This is a genomic window from Vibrio sp. 99-8-1 (genome assembly GCF_013114595.1).
GTDB lineage: Bacteria > Pseudomonadota > Gammaproteobacteria > Enterobacterales > Vibrionaceae > Vibrio.
This window is the reverse complement of the sequence record NZ_VTXE01000023.1, coordinates 40966-60392: the sequence shown is the minus strand read 5'-3', so window position 1 is coordinate 60392 and position 19427 is coordinate 40966. Positions and strand designations below refer to the sequence as shown.

Annotated in this window: 15 protein-coding genes and 1 other annotated feature; of the genes, 11 read left to right on the top strand and 4 right to left on the bottom strand. The window is 41.2% G+C overall.

Annotation, left to right across the window (positions count from 1 at the left end):
• Positions 1 to 146: 146 nt before the first annotated feature.
• On the top strand, positions 147 to 1892 hold the full coding sequence (locus tag F0227_RS13905; protein ID WP_171753823.1) for a diguanylate cyclase: 1746 nt from the start codon (positions 147 to 149) through the stop codon (positions 1890 to 1892).
• 344 nt (positions 1893 to 2236) lie between these two features.
• Positions 2237 to 4585, top strand: coding sequence for an aerobic respiration two-component sensor histidine kinase ArcB (gene arcB / locus F0227_RS13900; RefSeq protein ID WP_171753822.1), 2349 nt, complete (start codon positions 2237 to 2239; stop codon positions 4583 to 4585).
• 71 nt (positions 4586 to 4656) lie between these two features.
• Here the strand turns inward: arcB and arcA are convergent, their stop codons facing one another.
• Positions 4657 to 5373 carry a two-component system response regulator ArcA gene (gene arcA, locus F0227_RS13895; RefSeq protein WP_171753821.1) on the bottom strand — a complete coding sequence of 239 codons (717 nt, stop codon included), beginning with the start codon at positions 5371 to 5373 and terminating at the stop codon, positions 4657 to 4659.
• A gap of 770 nt (positions 5374 to 6143) precedes the next feature.
• Here arcA and F0227_RS13890 point away from each other — a divergent pair.
• On the top strand, positions 6144 to 6626 hold the full coding sequence (locus F0227_RS13890) for a putative 4-hydroxy-4-methyl-2-oxoglutarate aldolase (RefSeq protein WP_171753820.1): 483 nt from the start codon (positions 6144 to 6146) through the stop codon (positions 6624 to 6626).
• A gap of 10 nt (positions 6627 to 6636) precedes the next feature.
• Here the strand turns inward: F0227_RS13890 and F0227_RS13885 are convergent, their stop codons facing one another.
• Positions 6637 to 7104: a ribonuclease regulator gene (locus tag F0227_RS13885; protein WP_171753819.1), complete on the bottom strand. Its 468-nt coding sequence runs from the start codon at positions 7102 to 7104 to the stop codon at positions 6637 to 6639.
• A gap of 351 nt (positions 7105 to 7455) precedes the next feature.
• Positions 7456 to 7570, top strand: a sequence feature (Thr leader region).
• A gap of 29 nt (positions 7571 to 7599) precedes the next feature.
• Here F0227_RS13885 and thrA point away from each other — a divergent pair.
• Genes thrA through thrC form a run of 3 tightly spaced genes read left to right on the top strand, consistent with a single transcriptional unit; the run spans position 7600 to position 12312 of the window.
• Entirely contained in the window at positions 7600 to 10059 is a 2460-nt protein-coding gene (thrA, locus tag F0227_RS13880) for a bifunctional aspartate kinase/homoserine dehydrogenase I (protein ID WP_171753818.1), read from the top strand.
• Position 10060: 1 nt separating this feature from the next.
• On the top strand, positions 10061 to 11032 hold the full coding sequence (gene thrB / locus F0227_RS13875) for a homoserine kinase (RefSeq protein ID WP_171753817.1): 972 nt from the start codon (positions 10061 to 10063) through the stop codon (positions 11030 to 11032).
• Entirely contained in the window at positions 11029 to 12312 is a 1284-nt protein-coding gene (thrC, locus tag F0227_RS13870; RefSeq protein WP_171753816.1) for a threonine synthase, read from the top strand. The genes thrB and thrC overlap by 4 nt, the downstream gene beginning before the upstream one ends.
• 154 nt (positions 12313 to 12466) lie before the next feature.
• On the opposite strand, the gene grcA is transcribed toward thrC, so the two are convergent.
• Complete coding sequence (grcA, locus tag F0227_RS13865) at positions 12467 to 12844, bottom strand: autonomous glycyl radical cofactor GrcA (protein ID WP_171753815.1); 378 nt, start codon at positions 12842 to 12844, stop codon at positions 12467 to 12469.
• 398 nt (positions 12845 to 13242) lie between these two features.
• Between grcA and nfo the strand changes: the two genes are divergently transcribed.
• The 3 genes from nfo (at position 13243) to F0227_RS13850 (ending at position 16054) form a co-directional block, all read left to right on the top strand.
• The gene (gene nfo, locus F0227_RS13860) at positions 13243 to 14103 is read left to right on the top strand and encodes a deoxyribonuclease IV (RefSeq protein WP_171753844.1); all 861 of its coding nucleotides are present in this window, start codon (positions 13243 to 13245) and stop codon (positions 14101 to 14103) included.
• 358 nt (positions 14104 to 14461) lie between these two features.
• On the top strand, positions 14462 to 15139 hold the full coding sequence (gene ung, locus F0227_RS13855) for a uracil-DNA glycosylase (protein WP_171753814.1): 678 nt from the start codon (positions 14462 to 14464) through the stop codon (positions 15137 to 15139).
• A 363-nt stretch (positions 15140 to 15502) separates the two neighbouring features.
• Complete coding sequence (locus F0227_RS13850) at positions 15503 to 16054, top strand: hemerythrin domain-containing protein (protein WP_171753813.1); 552 nt, start codon at positions 15503 to 15505, stop codon at positions 16052 to 16054.
• Between the two features lie 98 nt (positions 16055 to 16152).
• Here F0227_RS13850 and F0227_RS13845 read toward each other — a convergent pair whose 3' ends face one another.
• Complete coding sequence (locus tag F0227_RS13845; RefSeq protein WP_171753812.1) at positions 16153 to 16341, bottom strand: DUF3545 family protein; 189 nt, start codon at positions 16339 to 16341, stop codon at positions 16153 to 16155.
• A 743-nt stretch (positions 16342 to 17084) separates the two neighbouring features.
• Between F0227_RS13845 and F0227_RS13840 the strand changes: the two genes are divergently transcribed.
• Positions 17085 to 18518 (top strand): sodium:alanine symporter family protein, encoded by a 1434-nt coding sequence (locus F0227_RS13840; protein ID WP_171753811.1) that lies wholly within the window; start codon positions 17085 to 17087, stop codon positions 18516 to 18518.
• A 109-nt stretch (positions 18519 to 18627) separates the two neighbouring features.
• On the top strand, positions 18628 to 19404 hold the full coding sequence (yaaA, locus tag F0227_RS13835; RefSeq protein WP_171753810.1) for a peroxide stress protein YaaA: 777 nt from the start codon (positions 18628 to 18630) through the stop codon (positions 19402 to 19404).
• Positions 19405 to 19427: the final 23 nt, after the last annotated feature.

Sequence of the window (19427 nt, the reverse complement as noted above, 5' to 3'; positions counted from 1 at the left end):
GAAGGATAACCAAAGCCTACCGTTAACTAAATAAGGTGTGTTCGACTCTGGTTCAATTCAAGGAATAGAACATATTAGATAGCCAACTTAACCATAGAATCATACTATTAGCTAACATCCTAATTGCTTATAGCGAGTAAAACATCATGATCGATAGCCTGCTTTACCCGTTGTTAGAATGGTTATCTTTGGTTGGGGTAGAGCTTCTCGTTATTATCATTGCTCTATTTAGTGTTATTGCAATAAGACACAGCTACAAAAGTAAGCTGGATGATCTGGTATTAGATACACCGTTAGCAACCTTAGCCATCGACGTCAAAAACGGTGACTTTTTATTGGTTAATCCCCCAGCCATGCGCTTGCTCGGTATTCGCTTGGTGGGTAAAAAATTCATACTGCCCTCAACCATTGCTCAACAAGACGTTCATGCATTTCTTTGTCAAATATCCAGTTGGAAGTTCAAAGATTATCTTCTAACTTGGTCAACCTCTGAGTTTCAAACATTTAGAATTGAGATTACAGGTAGAAAAATACGTTATAGAAACCGATCGGTTTGGTTGTTGTATGTGGTTAAGCATGTAGAGGCACAACTTGATAGAGAACAAGTGAGAACCTCACTAAAAGTTGCGCGTAGTGCGCTGGATTCTCTCTCTGAACTTATTTACATCCAAGACAATGATGGCAACTTGCTGGATAGTAACAAATCGTTCAACAACTTTTGGTCAGGCCGAGAGGAAGAGAGCGACAGTATTATTGATGGTGTTATGCAAGGTCGTAGAAGTCAGCGACGATGGACAACGGATCCGCAAGGCAGGAGCTGCTTATTAGAAACCTCACAAACCTCTCTGTTATCCAGTGAAGGCGATATATTGGGGTTACTGAATATCAGTCATGATGTGACTGACTGGTTTAAGATGCAGCAGGATTTGCGCGATGAAATGGAGAAGCGTAAAGGAACGGAAATTGCCTTGGCGCAGCGCGATACTATTCTGCAGTCGATACTCGCTTCATCTCCCGATGTCATTGCCCTGTTTAATGAAAATCGAGTTTATGATGCATGTAATCAAGCTTATGTAGATTCGTTAGATATCGAGTTCACCCCTGAGCAGTTAATTGGCAAGAAAATTGAGACGGTTTTACCAAACCACCTAAAAAAACGCTTTGTTGAAACGGATAACTTGGTTTTAGAGCGTGGTGAAACCTTGCGTTATGTGGACGAGATACTCGACAAGAATGGCCAGCCGAAATGGTACGATGTGGTGAAATCGCCTTATAAAGATCCATCCACAGGTATCAAGGGTGTTCTGCTACTTGCTAGAGATGTAACAGAGCGTTACTTAGCTAAGCAGCAGTTGGAAGAGATGAATCAAGAGTTAGCGAAATTGAGTTTTTTAGATGGCTTAACACAGGTCGCTAATAGACGACGGTTTGACGAGCAGCTTAATACTGTATGGAGCTTACATCGTAGGCAGAAAAATGCCTTAACGGTTATTCTTTGTGATCTCGACTTTTTCAAAGATTATAATGACAATTATGGTCATCTAAAAGGTGATCAGGCATTGGTGGCTGTGGCGACAGCATTCAACAACATTCTCACTCGCGCATCAGATTGCGTAGCTCGTTATGGGGGGGAAGAGTTTGCTTTTATTTTGCCAAATACCGATTACCAAGGAGCGCAAATCATCGCTAGCAACATACATAAAGCGGTGAAAGACTTACAATTACCGCATAGCTTCTCAGGAGTCAGCGACTTATTGACAGTTAGTATTGGGGTAGCGTCGTTAGTGCCCCCATTTAATGCTTCTTCCGATATCATTCTGTCGCAAGCAGATGATGCGCTCTATTTGGCCAAGAAGCAGGGGCGTAATCAAACACAATATTTCAACCAGTAATGCTATGCTGGCTGTGAATGTATTACTGAGGATCTGTTGATCTTTCGAGTACAAATTTTGTTCAATCTGATAGCGGTTTGAGCAAAGCATGAGGAGAGCAGCATAGTTATTTTATGTAAACGACTCATAACACAGCTCAAGGTGTTTTCAGATGGACCCTTGAGCAGCGTTTGTTGGTACTTTCTACAGCGTTATCACCTGATTTGTATAAAGCATCAGCAAACTGCTGTAAAAATAGATACGAAAGGTCAATAGACCCTAGCGTCATTAGGTAGACGTACAACACTTATAATACTCATTCTGGTCACTAGAATGGTCTTCGATTGTTATGCATGGAGCAGTAAATGAAACCCATAAAAAGCTTAGCGCAATATTATGTCGATCTGTTGGTAAAGCTTGGCATTCTCCGTTTTTCTATATTGTTAGCTTTAGCCATTGTTGCCTTAGCCGTTTTTGTTCAGGTGGGGATCACTTTAGGTCTTAAAGGAATCGTGGATGATATCGACATTCTTCGTTCCATATTTTTTGGCTTACTCATTACGCCATGGGCAGTCTATTTTTTATCGGTAGTGGTGGATCAATTAGAAGAGTCTCGTCAGCGGTTATCTAAGCTGGTGGCTAAGCTAAAAGATATGCGTGACCGAGATCAGGAGCTGAACAACCAACTTCAACAGAACATCATTAAATTAAATCAGGAAATTGAAGAGCGACAAAAAGCGGAAGACGCCCGTGAAGAAGCGATGAAAGATCTGGAGAACGAAGTTTACCAACGAGAGAGTACTCAGTTAGAACTGGCTGAGCGGACAGCGTTATTACGCTCATTTATTGATGCGTCTCCTGATTTAATCTATTACCGAAACGAAGAGGGTCAGTTCTCTGGCTGTAATAAAGCCATCGAAGATCTTACTGGTAAAAGTGAAGCGGACTTAGTTGGGCTAACGCCATGGGATGTATATAGCGAAGAAGTCGCGTCACTGGTGGTTGAGACCGACCAAAAGGTGTTTAGCAATAATGAAGCACTAACTTACGAGCAGTGGCTTGAGTACCCTGACGGTAAAAAAGTGTACTTTGAATTGCGTAAAGTGCCTTTTTACAGCAAAGATGGTCGTCATCTAGGATTGGTTGGGTATGGTCGTGACATTACAGAACGGAAGAAATATCAAGACGCACTAGAGAAGGCCAGCAGAGATAAAACAACCTTTGTCTCCACGGTTAGTCATGAACTAAGGACCCCTCTAAACGGAATTGTTGGCTTAAGCCGAATGCTATTGGATACCAAACTTGACGAAGAGCAACGTCAACAGCTTCAAACGATCAATGTAAGCGCTATTACCCTTGGCAATATCTTCAACGATATTATTGATATGGATAAGTTTGATCGACGTAAGTTAGAGCTGTTGCCTAAAGCGATTCACTTTGAGGACTTTATATTAGAAGTAGAAAGTATTTCAGGACTAATGGCCCAGCAAAAAGGGCTTAAGTTTGACCTTGAAAGACTGACGGATTTCCCTAGTCAAATCGAAGTGGATGAAACACGCTTACGACAGGTGTTGTGGAACTTAATCGGCAATGCCAGCAAGTTTACTAAAGAGGGCAGTGTCATAATGAGTGTCAGTGCTGAAGTCGCTTACGGCATGGCTGATATTACCTTTGAAGTAGAAGACACCGGCATTGGTATCCCAGAAGATGAGTTAGATAAGATTTTTGCTATGTATTATCAGGTTAAATCAGGCAAAGATAATCTTCATGCAGTGGGCACAGGAATTGGGCTAGCGGTATCTAAACAGCTGATTAAGATGATGGGGGGAGATATTTCTGTCAGCAGCGAAGAGGGCTTTGGCAGCGTATTTACCGTCAATATTCGTGTTCCTGTTAGTGATGCTTCAGTAGACGAAGTGAAAAAACGACCTAAACAGCAGCAGAGTCAGCGTATCTTTATGGTGGAAGATATTGAATTAAACGTGACGGTTGCTCGCTCATTGCTTGAAAGCTTAGGTCACAGCGTAGAAATCGCCATGAATGGTGAAGAAGCGATCGCTGCTTTCGATCCTAACAACTTTGATCTTGTATTATTGGATATTCAATTGCCTGATATGACAGGGTTTGATATCGCTTCGTTTTATAGAAAACAGTATAGCCATATTCCACCATTGGTGGCGTTAACGGCGAACGTCATGAAGGATAAAAAGGACTATATTCAGAAAGGAATGGATGATGCGCTGAGTAAGCCATTGTCTGTAAAAGCGATTCAACAAGTGATAGAAAAACATTGTCTTGGCAGCAAGGAAACTGAGCCTGTAAAAGCGGTGGTTGAGTCACAAGCTCCGGTAAGTGTCGATATCACTTCAACAATATTGGACTTAGAAATGCTTGAGTCTTATGTCGATATTGTGGGATCGAAACCTGTGTTAGATAGTATTCAGATGTTTGAAGATATGATGCCAGGTTATATTGATATTCTGGACTCAAATATGATCGCTAAAGATCAAGATGGTATTGTTTCTGAAGCGCATAAAATTAAAGGTGCCGCAGGGTCGATTGGATTACAGCATATTCAGCGGGTCGCTCAAAAAGCGCAGTCACCACAAATGCCTGCATGGTGGGAAAATATTGAAGACTGGGTTGAAGAGATTAAGAACGAGTATCAACACGATATCGAAGTACTAAAAACATGGTTAAATAGCAGAGATTAACGTTATTAAGAGAAACGCGAGATAAAATAAAAGCTCCTAGAAGGAGCTTTTATTTTTAATAGTGATGAAGATTAATCTTCAAGGTCTCCACAGAAGCGGTAGCCTTCACCATGAATAGTTGCGATGATCTCTGGTGTGTCTGTAATGGATTCGAAGTGCTTACGAATACGACGGATAGTAACATCAACAGTACGGTCATGCGGTTTCAACTCTCGGCCTGTCATCTTTTTCAGAAGATCGGCACGAGTTTGTATCTTACCTGGGTTTTCACAAAAGTGTAGAAGAGCACGGAACTCAGAACGAGGTAGTTTATACCCTTCTCCAAGTGGACTAACCAAAGAACGGCTATTGATATCTAATATCCAACCGTTAAATTCATACTTTTCAACGCTTCTTTTCTCTTCAGGTAATGCGCTACCTGTCATAGAGCGAGTTAATAGGTTACGAGCACGAATAGTTAACTCACGAGGATTAAAAGGTTTAGTGATGTAATCATCTGCACCAATTTCTAATCCTAGAATTTTATCTACTTCGTTATCACGACCAGTTAAGAACATAAGAGCGACATTGGCTTGCTCTCTAAGTTCACGGGCAAGCAGCAGGCCATTTTTACCAGGAAGGTTGATATCCATGATAACTAAGTTTACCTGATGGTCAGAAAGCACATTGTGCATCTCTTCACCGTCGCTCGCTTCAAATACGTTGTAACCTTCAGCCTCAAAAATACTTTTCAGCGTATTGCGGGTTACTTGCTCATCTTCAACAATGAGAATCTGCGGGGTTTGCATTGGCAGCACCTAAATTGTTACTAAATTGTAAATATTAAAAGAATTCTAGGCAAAAAATAACATATGGGTAAAGTGTTTGCGATGATAAGTAACAAAAAACATTGATTAACACTTAAAATTAGGTACGCCTTCCATGGATTTTACCTAGTAGAGAGACAATATGGCTCCTGCTTAGTCTCTTTACAAATTTGCCATTAATGCGTTGGATTTTATTATCTTAACGGTATTGCAACAATAACAGTTTGTTAATTCTTTTCACTTTGTTGATTTACATCAAGTGACAAAATATTACATATTTAGATAGTAATTAAGTCATCTATCAAAAAACGAGAGTATTACTCTTCTAGTCGACGCTATGATCTTACGACTATTTTCATTGAATAAACAGTAGCTTATCTTGATGTTTTTGACGATTTTTCACAATGTTAACTGAATCTGTATGCGAACAGAATGGCTATAAAGTTAAGATAAATCAGTAATGGCAGATATGTCATTCGACGTTTTTTTGCTATTTTATCGGGATGAAAATTAAAATTTGTTGTACAGTTGGCGGCGAAAAAAGCAGTTGAGTGAACAAAATACCGACTAAAAAGAGTTATTAGCCTCAATAAAGCCTGCGCAAAAAATGCCCTGTACGATTTCAATTTTTAGCTGAGAGAATAGGATTTGTCTCTGTTAAAACTGTCTTCATCCATTTTGAAGAAACAGAATTAAAATCATTCGCTGTCTATTTTTGTATTTAAATGATGGCGAGCAATCAAGGAGGAAAAATGAACGATATACTTCCAGATATCTGTGACCAATATGAAGATCAAGTAACACTGTTGGATCTTCCACTACAAAGCTTCGGATTACGATACGCTTTTTGGGGTGAGATTGTCACAGTACGTTGTTTCCATGATAACTCTAAAGTGAGAGAAGTTCTGGCACAAGACGGAAAAGGTAAAGTTCTATTTGTTGACGGGAATGGGTCCTGTCAAAAAGCACTATTAGGCGATCAATTGGCGATCCTTGCAATTGAAAATGGCTGGGAAGGCATTATTGTCAATGGTGCGGTGCGTGATGTAGCGGCACTTTCTGAAATGGACTTAGGGGTTAAAGCATTAGCTGCTTGCCCATTTAAAACAGAGAAGAAAGGTGCTGGAGAAATCGACGTATGCTTAACCATAAGCAGACAGATGGTACATCCCGGAGATTATATTTACGCTGATTGGAACGGTACTCTGTTATCGAGCAAAGCGTTAGAACTGTAAATGGTATGAGTTAGAAGCGAAAGCCCAACCCAAACTCAATACCTTGCTGCCACTCTTGATAATCAAGGGTGGCATGCAAATCTATATTGTCAGACAGCTGTACTCGGCTACTCACTTCAGCACCGACAGATTGAGTCTGCTGGCCATTACTGAGAACTTCTTGGTTGGTGTGTAAGGTGCTTTTTAACGAGAATTTTTCACCTAAACTGTAACTCACTCCACTAAGAAAGCCTCGTTCACTATACTGTTCCGACGCGTTATCTACCCTTGCCCCCACATAAACATCAATCGAGTCAAAAATGGAGTAAGAGTATCCGCTATCTATCTTCCATGTATCAAACTCATTAGAGGTTTTATTTTGGCTAGAGATAAATAGCTTATGCGGAGAATTTGCGTTATTAGGGGATAGGTCAGGTAATCCATTGGCCATCGCACTTGAAATAGACATAAGAAGAGCGATAAACAAGAATATTCTCATAGCGTTCTCCTTAGTAAGTGATATGTGTAACTTAATGAAATTAGGCTCTGTTATCCAATGGATTTCCTATGCCGATTTATTAATTAAAACACAAAATTTGACAATAAGATCCTTTAATGTTCTCAATTATTTGTCGTTTTTGCTTGTTGAGTGGCCTTTTTGGGGGCTTTTAGATTTAAAAACAGTGTGTTAGTCGAATGATCGCAAAAGAGAGAAATATTGTTTTTTTAGATCTTGAGCGAAAAAAAATTGAACTTTCAATTGACTATGTAAGTGAAAATCGGTAAACGTATGGTCTAGCAAACACAAAATGCAAAATATAGATTAATAAAATGACAACAGTACACAGCCACATGATGATGACCACCATTATTATTACCAACATGACCAATGTTGGGGCAGGCTGCTGAACGAGAAAAAATTCAAAAAAAGGCCTGTATCCCACGAAGATACAGGCCTTTTTTTATATAGATTAAAACTACACCGGAGGTAGAGATGCGAGTACTCAAGTTTGGAGGTTCATCATTAGCAGATGCGGACCGTTTTTTACGAGCGGCAGATATTATTGCTAATAATGCTCAACAGGAAGAAGTTGCGGTGGTGCTTTCAGCACCAGGCAAAACAACCAATAAATTGGTTGCCGTAATTGAAGGAGCATTAAGAAATGGGGATGCGGATCTACAAATTGCTGAGTTAGAACTCTCTTTTGCCCAGCTGTTCGCTGAGATTAAAGCTGTGCTGCCAAATGTTGATAACGTATCGTTTGATGAGCAAGTCAATGTTTCAATGACACAGCTTCGTCAATTTGTACATGGTATTGCGCTGCTTGGTATGTGCCCAAACAATGCGAATGCAAGAATCATCAGTAAAGGTGAACGGATCTCTATTAAGTTGATGCAGGCGGTTCTACAAGCTAAAGGACAACCAGCCAGCCTGATAGACCCTGTTAAATACTTAGTGGCCTCAGGTGACCATCTAGAAGCGATGGTTGATGTTGACGCCTCTACGCTGAACTTTAAAAAAGATCCTCTACCAGCGGGTCACGTTAATATTATGCCCGGTTTTACGGCGGGTAATGACCAAGGGGAATTGGTTACTTTAGGCCGCAATGGTTCAGACTATTCTGCCGCAGTGCTAGCCGCTTGTTTGAGAGCTGATTACTGTGAGATCTGGACGGACGTTGATGGCGTATATAACTGCGACCCAAGACTTGTTGATGATGCTCGTTTATTGAAATCCCTAAGTTATCAGGAAGCGATGGAGCTTTCCTATTTTGGTGCGTCCGTTCTGCACCCTAAGACGATTGCTCCAATTGCTCAATTCCATATTCCTTGTCTGATTAAAAACAGCTTTAACCCTCAAGGTGCTGGAACATTAATTGGTCAAGATACCGGTGAAGATAACCTCGAAATCAAAGGTATCACCACATTAAGTAAACTTACGATGGTGAACGTATCTGGACCAGGTATGAAAGGCATGGTTGGAATGGCAAGCCGAGTATTTGGCGCTATGTCGTCCGCCGGTGTATCCATTGTGTTGATTACCCAATCATCATCAGAGTACAGCATCAGTTTTTGTATCGAAGCTATTGATAAGTCAAAAGCAGAGCAAGTTCTTCGAGATGCTTTTGAACTTGAACTGAAAGATGGCCTACTTGAACCGGTTGAGTTCATTGACGATGTCTCCATTGTCACTTTAGTTGGTGATGGTATGCGCACCTCTCGCGGTGTTGCGTCACGTTTCTTCTCTTCATTGGCAGAAGTGAATGTCAATATTGTTGCCATTGCTCAAGGCTCTTCTGAACGTGCTATTTCAGCCGTTATTCCAGAAGATAGAGTGTCTGAGGCGGTGAAAGCGTGTCACGAAAATCTATTTAACTCTAAACACTTCCTTGACCTATTTGTTGTTGGCGTGGGCGGAGTTGGTGGCGAACTGGTGGATCAAGTTCAACGTCAACAAGCGAAACTAGCAGAAAAAGGCATCGTGCTTCGTGTTTGTGGTCTAGCCAATAGCAAAGGGATGTTAACAGACAGCAAAGGATTACCGCTCGATAACTGGCGTGACAGAATGGGCAATGTAAGTGAAGATTTCAGCCTAGCTAAGTTGATCGCCATGGTTCAGCGTAACCATATTATTAACCCTGTCCTTGTCGATTGTACTTCTAGTGAAGAGATCGCAGAGCAGTATACCGATTTCCTAGGTGCTGGATTCCATGTTGTTACGCCAAATAAAAAGGCCAATACAGCAAGCATGGCCTACTACCACCAGTTGCGTAAAGTTGCGCAGAGTTCACGCCGTAAGTTGATGTATGAAACAACGGTTGGGGCAGGGCTGCCGGTTATCGAGAACTTACAAAACCTTATTTCAGCCGGTGATGAGCTGGAGAAATTTAACGGTATTCTTTCTGGCTCACTCTCTTACATCTTCGGTAAGTTGGATGAAGGTATGACGCTAAGTCAGGCAACGAATATTGCCAAAGATAATGGTTTTACCGAACCCGATCCGAGAGATGATCTGTCTGGTATGGATGTGGCAAGAAAACTATTGATTCTGGCGCGTGAAACAGGGTTAGAGCTAGAACTTGATGATGTTGAAGTAGAGCAAGCGCTTCCTCCTAAGTTTGACGACACTGGCTCTATCGAAGACTTTATGTCTCGTTTGCCTGAAGCAGATGAGTACTTCTTGGCGTTATCTAAACAGGCTGCTGAAGAGGGTAAAGTACTGCGTTACGTTGGTGAAATCGACAACGGAAAATGTAAAGTTAGGATCGCAGCGGTTGATGAGAATGATCCTATGTACAAGATTAAAGATGGTGAGAATGCATTGGCATTTTATAGCCGATATTATCAACCAATTCCGTTGGTATTGCGTGGCTATGGTGCCGGTACTGAAGTCACCGCAGCAGGTGTATTTTCGGATGTAATGCGTACACTTGGCTGGAAATTAGGAGTGTAAAATGAGCTCAGCAGATAATGGTGTTGTGGTTTATGCGCCGGCCTCAATTGGTAATGTTAGCGTTGGTTTTGATGTACTTGGTGCTGCGGTGTCACCGATCGACGGCACCTTGCTTGGTGATCGAGTATTAGTGAAGGCAGGAGAGTCACCTTTTGCCTTAACGACAGCTGGTCGCTTTGTGTCAAAGTTACCCACTGAAGCGAAAGAGAACATTGTCTATGACTGTTGGCTGGTTTTTGCTCGAGAGCTAGAGAAAAAATCGGTCGCTCTAAAGCCGCTGCAGATGACATTAGAAAAAAATATGCCGATTGGCTCAGGACTAGGATCAAGTGCTTGCTCTATTGTTGCGGCCCTTGATGCCCTTAACCGTTTTCATGATCAACCACTTAATGAGATGGAGCTACTGGCATTAATGGGCGAGATGGAAGGTAAAATTTCTGGTGGCATCCATTATGATAACGTCGCACCTTGTTATCTAGGTGGTTTGCAATTGATGTTGGAAGAGTTAGGTATTATCAGTCAAGAAGTTCCATGTTTTGATGATTGGTACTGGGTTATGGCGTATCCCGGCATAAAAGTATCCACAGCAGAAGCGCGTGAAATATTACCTTCGCAGTATCGCCGTCAAGATGTGATTGCTCATGGTCGTCATCTGGCTGGGTTTATCCACTCATGTCATTCTGGTCAGCCAGAGCTTGCTGCCAAATTGATCAAAGACGTGATCGCCGAACCATATCGTGCGAAACTACTCCCAGGTTTTGAACAGGCGCGTGAATACGCCAAATCAGCAGGTGCGTTAGCGACTGGGATTTCCGGTTCAGGACCAACGTTATTTAGCATATGTAAAGAACAAGATGTTGCCGAGCGAGTTGCTCGCTGGTTAGAACTGCATTACGTACAAAATGAAGAAGGATTCGTGCATGTTTGTCGATTGGATAAACAGGGCTCGATTGTGACAGGAAGTGAGTTATGAAGCTGTACAATATTAAAGAAAATGATGAACAAGTCTCGTTTGGTCAAGCAGTACGCCAAGGGCTAGGTAAAAACCAAGGGCTGTTCTTTCCATCAGAACTGCCAACATTTGATGACGTAAATGCACTGCTTGATGAGGATTTTACCTCTCGCAGCAGCAAAATATTATCAGCGTTAATTGGTGATGAACTCTCTAAAGAACAAGTCACAGAACTGGTTGAGAACGCCTTTCAGTTCCCTGCGCCTATCAATAAGGTAAAAGAGAGTGTCTATGCATTAGAGCTCTTTCATGGCCCTACATTGGCGTTTAAAGACTTTGGTGGCCGCTTTATGGCTCAGTCTCTAGCTGCTGTCTCTGACGGTGGTAAGATTACTATTTTAACCGCTACCTCTGGTGATACAGGAGCAGCTGTTGCCCATGCTTTCTACGGTATGGAAAACATTAATGTTGTGATTCTTTATCCAAAAGGCAAAATCAGTCCGTTACAAGAGAAACTGTTTTGCACCCTTGGGAAAAATATTCATACCGTTGCAATCAATAGTGATTTTGATGCTTGTCAGGCTTTGGTTAAGCAAGCATTTGATGACCAAGAGTTGCGAGAAGAGATTGGTCTTAATTCCGCAAACTCCATTAATATCAGCCGATTAATGGCTCAAATCTGCTACTACTTTGAAGCGGCGTCTCAATTAACGGAGCAGCAGCGCGAAAACCTTGTTGTTTCTGTTCCTAGCGGTAACTTTGGTAATTTGACAGCCGGTCTACTTGCTAAAGCTCTCGGTCTACCGGTAAAACGTTTTATTGCTGCGACCAATGTTAATGATACGGTTCCACGTTATCTCGAAACGGGTGAATGGACTCCGAAGAAAACCATTGCTACAACTTCTAACGCTATGGATGTTAGTCAGCCAAATAACTGGCCACGTATTGAAGAGTTATGCCGCCTTAAAGGCTGGGGATTAGATGAGCTGGGTAAAGCCGTAGTAACGGATGAACAAAGTGCAGAGTCAGTGAAATCGCTATATGAGCAAGGTTATCTTTGTGAGCCACATGGTGCGATTGCGTATCGAGGACTGGATCAGCAACTTCAAACGGGTGAAACAGGACTGTTCTTGTGTACTGCTCATCCTGCTAAGTTTAAAGAAGTTGTGGACGAGGTATTAGCGACGGATATTGATATTCCTGCGCCATTGGCAAAACATGCTGCCATGGAGCTGTTGTCTGAAGAGCTGGATGCAGACTTTGATGCATTGAAAGTGGTACTGCGCAAAGTACAAAAATAGCTTGTTAGTGATAAAAAGAGCCCGTAACTAAGTTAGTTGCGGGCTCTTTTTTGTCTGGTTAGATAGTCTGTAACCTAAGTAGAGGATCGCTTAATTAGGGATCAAAAAAGGCGCAAGATGCGCCTTTATTCAATAAAGAGTACAGTTTATGAGCTTATAGTGACTCAGTAAATGTACGAGCGATAACGTCACGTTGCTGCTCTGTAGTGAGCGAGTTAAAGCGCACAGCATAGCCAGATACACGAATCGTTAACTGTGGGTATTTTTCTGGGTTAGCGACGGCATCTTCCAATGTTTCACGTTTTAATACGTTAACATTCAGGTGTTGGCCACCTTCAACGCGAGGTGCTGTTTCAATTGCCACTTCACGGCTTTCGAATTCGCCAAGTTCAGATGTTGAGATAACTTGATCTGCTTCGAAACCTGAAACTGCAGCAACACAGCGTGCTTCACTTTTTTCGCTATCAAGAAGCCAGATAGAGTTAAGTAGATTGTCGTTCGCTGCTTTTGTAATTTGAATACCTTGGATCATTACTTTCTCCTCATTCACATAAAGTGATGTAATTTATTAAATTGTTGAGCATGTTGCGTAACGCTATGTAAGCTATAATAATATTGATTTAGGTCAAAATACAACTAAAAACCTTGTTTATTTTAAGGTGTTTTCGTTGATTTGAATCAAAAAGTCTTTCAATTCAATGAATTCAATTAAATTTGAGAGATTAAAATAAATTTTACCAAGCTGGTTTTGTAGTAATTTTACAACAATTTGGCAATGTTTTATTAACAAGTTTTATTTGGATATTTACTGAAAAAATTGCTAATAAAAGAGACAAATGTTGCAAACATCTCCCATTAACTTTAACGCGCTTGTTTCTTTATGAGTTTGGCGTTTAGAGATCTCTTGGGTATATAAGAAAGGATAAAGTCATCGTGAGTCAAAAATATATTGGAGCCCATGTGTCTGCCGCTGGTGGAGTAGAGAATGCTCCTATTCGTGCAAAAGAGATTGGAGCGAATGCCTTTGCATTATTCACCAAAAATCAAAGGCAGTGGGTGGCTAAGCCATTAACGGAAGAGAGCATCAAGGCATTTAAGGAAAACTGTGCCCAGTATGGATTTTCTGCCGAGCAGATATTGCCGCACGATTCCTATTTAATAAATTTGGGAGCACCTGAAGCTGAAAAATTAGAGAAATCTCGAGCTGCATTTATTGATGAAATGGAACGCTGTAATCAACTCGGTTTAACTTTGCTGAATTTTCATCCGGGTAGCCATCTAAAAAAGGTGTCCGAGGAAGAGTGTCTCGCTACGATTGCTGAGTCCATCAATATTGCCCATAAATCGGTGGATAATGTTGTTGCTGTTATTGAAAATACCGCAGGACAAGGTACAAATTTAGGTTGGAGATTTGAACATTTGGCGGAAATCATCCACCAAGTTGAAGATAAAACGAGGGTAGGTGTTTGCCTCGATACTTGCCACACATTTACCGCAGGGTATGATCTCAGAAGCAAACAAGCGTGTGAAGAGACGTTTGCAGAGTTTGATAGGGTTGTTGGTATGCACTATCTTCGTGCAATGCATCTTAATGATTCTAAAGTAAAATTTGCCAGTAGGGTGGACCGTCACCATTCGTTAGGTAAAGGGGAAATAGGTTGGGACTGTTTCGAATATATTGCGAAAGACGCTAGATTTAACTCTATCCCATTGATTTTAGAGACAATAGAACCAGAAATCTGGCCTGATGAAATTCAAGCACTACGTCATTTAGAATTAAAAAACACCTGAATTGAACGAGTTATTCTAGATTAATTACTCAGAACAACAATATTGGCATCTTTCTTTCATACATCACATTGTGAGCTGTTCACTAATGAAAAGAGGATGCCAATATGAGTAGTAAATCACTATATACCACCACTTTAATAAATCCCCGCCCGGTCCCTAATCGCCATATTCAGGGTAGAGGACATTTTCGGACGCCTCAGAGAACAAAGTAGTGTCATATTTGACCTTATGCTTGTTGAGTAACACATTGGCGCAGCATTTTTGTTGTCGCCAATGAAATAACAGATTTAGTTATCAATAGTCTGCATTAGCCTGTTTTAAGTATACAATGCTCACCGTCGTATACAGGAGATTGAGTATGGTAGAGCAAGTTACTTGGCATGATGTGATTGAGCATGAGAAGCAGCAAGATTATTTTCAACAAACACTGAGCTATGTTGAGAATGAGCGAGAGCAGGGGAAAATCATCTATCCTCCAGAGCAAGATGTGTTTAATGCTTTTCGATTCACAGAGTTAGCCAATGTCAGAGTCGTCATTATTGGCCAAGATCCTTATCATGGACCGAAGCAAGCTCATGGTCTCTGTTTCTCTGTTCTTCCTGAAGTGAAGGTTCCACCGTCTCTTGTCAATATCTACAAAGAACTCGCCAGTGATATTGATGGCTTTCAAATCCCTGATCATGGCTATTTAAAAAGTTGGGCGGATCAAGGGGTCCTGCTACTGAATACCGTGTTAACGGTAGAGCAGGGTATGGCGCACTCTCATGCAAAAACAGGCTGGGAAACGTTTACAGATCGTGTCATTGACGTAGTTAATCAACGCTGTTCTGGTGTGGTCTTTCTACTTTGGGGGGCACACGCACAAAAAAAAGGTAAAGCAATAGATCAAACTCGCCATCACCTGTTAACGGCTCCTCATCCTTCGCCATTATCTGCTCATCGAGGTTTTTTAGGTTGTGGTCACTTCTCCGAAACCAATCGCATCTTAACCAAACAGGGTTCCAATAGCATTAATTGGCAACCTTCTCTTGATTAGCTGATCATTTAACCGTAGTCAATATGTGGTTATTCCGCTTTTTATGCACTACAGTTATAGCAAAGTGGCTTCAAATCGGTGCCTCGATAGAAGCCAATAAATTCTCGCTAAATAAGCGGCTTGATGGTATTTGGATATACTACTAAGTCGAATTAACCATGAGTGAAGCATGGTTAAAGTGGGTTCGATTGCGCAAGCTCTTGTTAGTTTCGGTTGTTATTGATCACTTGGAGGGCACCTCCATATTTCCTTGCTTTATCGTTCATCATTTTATCTGACATAACAGTTAAGAGAATTAATACGTCCTCAACAATTCGTTGGGAGAGCTGAAGAGTTTAATTATAGGGAAATAAGGAGTAAGTGATGATGTTAGAGCAGATCCATCGTGAGCATGGTTATATGGTACGTCTTTTAGCGATCTTGAAAAAAAAGTGTCACAGTATCAATGCTGAAGAAGCTGTAAACTTCACACTAATCAAAGAGATAGTTGAGTATTTATCTTCGCATTCAGAGAAAGTTCACCACCCAAAAGAAGACATCCTATATCGATACTTTGTAGAGCATTATCCAGCAAGTAACCAAATAAAGAACTTGGAAGCGGAACATATTAAGCTGTCTCAGGATACCAGCGAGTTTTTACTGACTGTAGAGATGATTCTTCAAGATGCTGTTGTTCCATTAGAGATTTTCGCTGAGAAGTTACAGTCGTTTATTGTGGCTCAGCGCGAACATTTGGATCTCGAAGAGAAAGAGATATTGCCGTTGATTAAGCAAACATTTACCACGGAAGATTGGCAGCAAGTAGAGAAGCTATGGGATCACAGTGAAGATGATCCTGTATTCGGAGAGACCATCGCTGATCAATATAAACAGTTGGCGCAAAGAGTACGTCAAACGGAAGCTGAGGTAATATAGTTAGACCGTTCGTTTGACTGTCAGATAGTATTCGGCGACTGTTTTAAGACGATAAATGACAAAACAGGCACCTCAAGGTGCCTGTTTTTATATATCTGTTATAAGTCTATATCGTCTAAACTGTAGTCGTTGCAGACATCCATATCCATCAGCTCTTTTTGTAATCGTTGACGGTCTTTTATTGCTTCTATTTCACGCCACTTTCGCTTTGCCGGTTTTGCTCGGCTTGAACGAGTTTGGTGATTTCCTATCTCCATCATGATGTTATCTAGTAGAAAGCCTTCCATGTTGACCTCTCTTTATTGTTTTTTATTTGCTGACAGCCGTACAAAACTCCTATCAAGATTCGTCTGACTGTAATCAATTAAGTACCATAAGGGAGGTAAGAATAACTATGATGTGTTTCGCAAATGTTTCTCTTCGATGAAGTTTTTATTAGAAAATTTATCGGAATTCACAGTTTATTAAGATAAATCGCTCAAATAGTGCGCAGTTGAAAAGGCGGCGTAGTTTTTTATTGCCGTGATTGAGTTGTTAATAACCTGTACAAGTGGATTTATTGGGTATTGGTGGTGTTAACCGTTTACTGTTTTTGAGAGGGGTGATAATGCGCTTGCTCAGATTTTTGTGGTTTACCTCAATACTCCTTTAACAAAAGGAGCTTATTGCAAATTGAGCTAGGGTTAATCGTTGGTGCTTTTTACTTTAAACCGCTGCGGTTCGTTAATGAATAGTTGTAGAAATTTTTAGAAAATAATGTGGGGTATATTGTTAAATTATTGTGTTAATGAAGTAAAAAACACTTTGCTAAGCAACTTGTTTGGTATTGATTTTTCTGCTCATGAGCTGCATTATCCTGCGGTCAACAGATATAAAGATATGCAACTAGTTTTTTCTTCACTTGGTGATTGATCGTTGCAATCCATTAAGTCACATCAAGATAAACGGGTTTCCTTAAATAATACCAACCAATGTGGCTTAATTCTTATAAGCGATAGACGATTGTCGCTTAATTTAACAAGAGGCTCATATGACAGACATAATTAACTTAATGAACGATCTCCTGTGGGGATCTATTCTTGTATACCTTTTAGTTGGAGTAGGGATTTACTTCACTATCCGTTTGGGTTTTATCCAAATTCGCCACTTTGGCCACATGTTTAGCGTTCTTAAAAATAGTCGTAAAGCGGATAAGTCAGGTATCTCATCTTTTCAAGCTCTTTGTACTAGCTTGGCTGCCCGTGTTGGTACCGGAAATATGGCGGGTGTTGCTGTTGCATTAACAGCTGGTGGACCCGGTGCAATATTCTGGATGTGGCTCATTGCTATGTTGGGTATGGCAACGTCTTTTGCGGAGAGTACCTTAGCTCAGTTATATAAAACCAAAGATGATGATGGAAATTATCGTGGTGGCCCTGCATATTATATGGAGAAAGGGCTTGGAATGCGTTGGATGGGAGTGCTGTTCTCGATCTTCCTAATTATTGCATTCGGTCTGGTCTTTAATGCTGTGCAAGCAAACTCCATCGCGGGTGCAATGAAAACGGCATTTGGTTGGGAACCGCTTTATGTTGGTATCGGCATCGTAGCGATCTCAGCGGTTGTTATATTTGGTGGAATTAGAACCATTGCAAAAACAGCAGAGCTTATCGTTCCTGTTATGGCGCTATTCTACTTGGCATTAGCACTGTTTGTTGTAGCGATGAACCTTGATAAAGTGCCAGGTGCTTTTGCTCTCATTTTCAAAAGTGCATTTGGTTTTCAAGAAGCTGCAGCAGGTGGACTAGGTTATGCCATTGCTCAAGCAATGATTAATGGTATTAAACGTGGTTTGTTCTCAAACGAAGCGGGTATGGGTTCGGCACCTAACGCCGCTGCATCAGCGACACCATATCCTCCTCACCCAGCTTCTCAAGGTTATGTACAGATGCTAGGGGTGTTTATGGATACCATGGTTATCTGTACGGCAACGGTTGCGATCATTCTTGTTTCTGGTGAGTACGTTCCTCACGGTGAAGTGACAGGTATCGAGTTAACGCAACGTGCATTAAGTTCACAAGTGGGTGATTGGGGCTCTATCTTTGTAGCGGTAGCGATTTTCTTCTTCGCATTTACGTCAATTATCGCTAACTACTCGTATGCAGAAACTAACCTGATTTTCTTAGAGCATAACCACAAAGGTGGTCTAAAGATCTTCCGTGTGATTGTATTAGGAATGGTCATGTTTGGTTCGATCGGTTCACTTCCTGTTATCTGGTCGCTGGCGGATGTGTCAATGGGATTGATGGCGATAGTGAACTTGGTGGCGATTATTCTGCTCTCTGGCATAGTGATAAAACTGGCAAAAGATTATAACCGTCAGTTGGCTGAGGGTAAGGTTCCAACCTTTGATTCAAATGAGTTTCCAGAGCTGAAATCACAGTTGGAAGAAGGTATTTGGGATGGCAACAAGAAAGAATCTTAATGCGTAATTGATAATCCCTATCAAATAAATAGAAAAAGCCATGCTGACTCAGCGTGGCTTTTTTACTATGCTAGGGAGCATAATTACAAAACCAGTCAGGAAGTTCACCATGCTTATCGTTGTTTCACCCGCGAAAACTTTAGATTATGAGTCACCTTTGGTGACAAAGAGGCACACCTTACCCGAGTTAACGGAACACTCAAAAGAGTTGATTGCTGAGTGTCGTAAAATGACACCTGCTGATGTCGCCAATCTAATGAAGGTGAGCGACAAAATAGCCGGTTTGAATGTGGCGCGTTTCCAGCAGTGGAATGAAGAGTTTACTTTGGACAATGCTCGTCCCGCTATATTGGCCTTTAAAGGGGATGTATATACTGGATTAGCCGCTGAGACCATGACGGAATCGGATTTCGAATATGCACAATCTCATTTGAGAATGTTATCTGGTTTGTATGGCGTATTACGACCACTTGACCTTATGCAACCGTATCGATTGGAAATGGGGTGTAAGCTAGCGAATCCAAGAGGAAGTAACCTCTATCAATTTTGGGGTGATGTAATAACGGATAAACTCAACCAAGCGATGGCAGATCAGGGTGACAATATTTTAGTCAATCTAGCGTCTAATGAGTATTTTAAATCGGTACAGAAAAAGAGACTAGATGGCTCAATCGTTACTCCTGTGTTTAAAGATTGCAAAAATGGTCAATATAAAGTGATTAGCTTCTTTGCTAAAAAGGCGAGAGGGATGATGGCTCGCTATATCATTGATAACCAAGTTAACTCCATCGAAGAGCTGACGAAGTTTACAGTGGCAGGTTATTACTTCGCTGAGAGTGAATCTACAGCGACTGAGTTGGTCTTTAAACGAGACGAACAGTCATAGCGACCGGAATCTGGTTCAGTTCT

Coding starts and splice junctions, on each gene's coding strand:
- F0227_RS13850 (WP_171753813.1), top strand. CDS start 15,503: ATGATGTTAGAGCAGATCCATCGTGAGCATGGTTATATGGTACGTCTT.
- F0227_RS13885 (WP_171753819.1), bottom strand. CDS start 7,104: ATGAGAATATTCTTGTTTATCGCTCTTCTTATGTCTATTTCAAGTGCG.
- thrB (WP_171753817.1), top strand. CDS start 10,061: ATGAGCTCAGCAGATAATGGTGTTGTGGTTTATGCGCCGGCCTCAATT.
- yaaA (WP_171753810.1), top strand. CDS start 18,628: ATGCTTATCGTTGTTTCACCCGCGAAAACTTTAGATTATGAGTCACCT.
- grcA (WP_171753815.1), bottom strand. CDS start 12,844: ATGATCCAAGGTATTCAAATTACAAAAGCAGCGAACGACAATCTACTT.
- thrC (WP_171753816.1), top strand. CDS start 11,029: ATGAAGCTGTACAATATTAAAGAAAATGATGAACAAGTCTCGTTTGGT.
- arcA (WP_171753821.1), bottom strand. CDS start 5,373: ATGCAAACCCCGCAGATTCTCATTGTTGAAGATGAGCAAGTAACCCGC.
- F0227_RS13840 (WP_171753811.1), top strand. CDS start 17,085: ATGACAGACATAATTAACTTAATGAACGATCTCCTGTGGGGATCTATT.
- F0227_RS13845 (WP_171753812.1), bottom strand. CDS start 16,341: ATGGAAGGCTTTCTACTAGATAACATCATGATGGAGATAGGAAATCAC.
- F0227_RS13890 (WP_171753820.1), top strand. CDS start 6,144: ATGAACGATATACTTCCAGATATCTGTGACCAATATGAAGATCAAGTA.
- F0227_RS13905 (WP_171753823.1), top strand. CDS start 147: ATGATCGATAGCCTGCTTTACCCGTTGTTAGAATGGTTATCTTTGGTT.
- thrA (WP_171753818.1), top strand. CDS start 7,600: ATGCGAGTACTCAAGTTTGGAGGTTCATCATTAGCAGATGCGGACCGT.
- ung (WP_171753814.1), top strand. CDS start 14,462: ATGGTAGAGCAAGTTACTTGGCATGATGTGATTGAGCATGAGAAGCAG.
- arcB (WP_171753822.1), top strand. CDS start 2,237: ATGAAACCCATAAAAAGCTTAGCGCAATATTATGTCGATCTGTTGGTA.